This is a genomic window from Bartonella gabonensis, assembly GCF_903679515.1.
GTDB lineage: Bacteria > Pseudomonadota > Alphaproteobacteria > Rhizobiales > Rhizobiaceae > Bartonella > Bartonella gabonensis.
On record NZ_CAHOYM010000089.1, the window covers coordinates 1 to 1665 of the forward strand.

At 37.5% G+C, this 1665-nt stretch carries 3 protein-coding genes and 2 pseudogenes; 2 read left to right on the forward strand and 3 right to left on the reverse strand.

What is annotated here, in order from left to right; all coding sequences use genetic code 11:
* A pseudogene (locus HWX04_RS08090) lies at positions 1–375 on the reverse strand (hypothetical protein); the annotation flags it as partial.
* Between the two features lie 105 nt (positions 376–480).
* On the opposite strand from HWX04_RS08090, the gene HWX04_RS08095 reads away from it, so the two are divergent.
* Positions 481–732, forward strand: coding sequence for a type II toxin-antitoxin system prevent-host-death family antitoxin (locus HWX04_RS08095; RefSeq protein ID WP_175869609.1), 252 nt, complete (start codon positions 481–483; stop codon positions 730–732).
* On the forward strand, positions 725–1111 hold the full coding sequence (locus tag HWX04_RS08100) for a hypothetical protein (RefSeq protein WP_175869610.1): 387 nt from the start codon (positions 725–727) through the stop codon (positions 1109–1111). The genes HWX04_RS08095 and HWX04_RS08100 overlap by 8 nt, the downstream gene beginning before the upstream one ends.
* A 14-nt stretch (positions 1112–1125) precedes the next feature.
* Here HWX04_RS08100 and HWX04_RS08105 read toward each other — a convergent pair whose 3' ends face one another.
* Both HWX04_RS08105 and HWX04_RS08110 read right to left on the reverse strand, forming a co-directional pair.
* Entirely contained in the window at positions 1126–1506 is a 381-nt protein-coding gene (locus HWX04_RS08105) for a hypothetical protein (protein WP_175869611.1), read from the reverse strand.
* Positions 1507–1526: 20 nt separating this feature from the next.
* Positions 1527–1665: pseudogene (locus HWX04_RS08110) on the reverse strand (DUF4043 family protein); the annotation flags it as partial.

The following is a 1665-nucleotide window of genomic DNA, read 5'->3' on the forward strand; positions in this document are numbered from 1 at the left end:
TAACGAATCCTCTAAGGAAACATGGTCCTGCCATTCCAATGCAAACTTATGATGTTGATCAGAACTCAAGTAAACGCTTTTGATTTTAACAGCAGTTTCAATATGTCGGGTATCAGTTGCATCATAAGCCCCTTGCCCCGCCCTTGTTTGAAACACCACATCACGGCTTTCGTTAAAGTAAAATGTTTCCCTCTCACAAAAACGAATAGCAGCAAAAATACTTTCTTGTATTTGTGCTACATATTCATCCGCAACATCATCAATCTCGTCTTGAATAACCGACACCATGTGTGAAAGCGTTTTTCTATGACGATAAACATTTTGACTAGCCGCTATCGGTCCGCCGGTCTTGACCCGAATATAATGACGCGCCATTAAAATACCTTTCAATAAAAAATTTTCTTGACATTACTCTTATTTGCATAAAATACATACTTTATGCATTATATGCATAATGCCTATCAGCGTAGGAGTACTTTTATGAAAAAATATAGTTTTACAGATATAAACCGCGGAACTGGTGATATCTTAGATGAAGCGATGTCCATACCTGTAGCTTTAACGAAGAGAGGACGTGAAAAAATTATCATGCTTCCTATCGATTTATATAAAGAGTTGATAAAATCTCGTTCTAGTACACAAGTATTTTCTTATACGGATGCACCAAAAGATATATTAGATGACTTAGACCGCGGTTTAGATAATCTTTTAAAAGATGATCCAAATGTTTAAAGTAGGTGATGTCGTCAGATATTATTACTTATGGCATGAACAATCCCAAAAAGGTGAGAGTTCAGGTCGTAAGCCGCGTCCTGCTTGTGTCGTCATAAAAACAGACACTCATTTCTTTTTATTCCCCATCACTTCACAAGAACCTCATAATTTGCAATTCAGCTTAAAAATCCCCGAAACAGAATGCAAGCGTGTAAAGCTAATAAAAGATTCTTGGATATGTGTTGATGAATTCAACGTTACTCCTTGTAAAGATTTTTTTGATTTTGAATCTATAAAACCACAAGGATGTTTTAGCATTGCCTTTATGCGTAAGATTGCACTGAAAATTAAGGAAGTTAAAGCAACAAAACTTCTTAAAAAAGTTTCTAGGCATTAACTCCCCCCTTAATTTCAGTGATCAGTCACGAATTGCACGACCACAACACATTCACCAGCATCCGTGGTTTTATCACGGGTCGCATAAAGAGTAACTTCCTTATCGTCCGCGATAAAAACCTTTTGATTGGTTGCTGTAAATTCTTGCGTCCCTTGGGCTTTGATCTCCTTTTCACTGAATTCGTTGCCTCCATAGGTGCTTCCAATCTTCAATTTTGCTTCCGAAAACGCCGTCTTAACATGCGCTTTTATTGAAATGATCAAAGCGCCTCGAGGTAAGGTGCCTATTTTTTCAGTGAGATGCTGATCTTTATGCGTGATGTTTAAACGTAAGAAACTCACCTGTTGAGTGTGAAGATTTCTACCTTGTAACGGTTTTGGTAAATGATCTGCCATGTCTTTTTCCTTCTTAATAATTATGCTGCTTCACCACTGTAGGTGGGGATAACAATGGTTCCAAAATCTTGTGCTGTTTGTGCACTATTGGGCATTTGGAAACGTGTTTTCTTCATTCCAATCAAAGTTTTAGCGGCAACGCCAAATTCACGTTCATAA

Coding starts and splice junctions, on each gene's coding strand:
- HWX04_RS08095 (WP_175869609.1), top strand. CDS start 481: ATGAAAAAATATAGTTTTACAGATATAAACCGCGGAACTGGTGATATC.
- HWX04_RS08100 (WP_175869610.1), top strand. CDS start 725: ATGTTTAAAGTAGGTGATGTCGTCAGATATTATTACTTATGGCATGAA.
- HWX04_RS08105 (WP_175869611.1), bottom strand. CDS start 1,506: ATGGCAGATCATTTACCAAAACCGTTACAAGGTAGAAATCTTCACACT.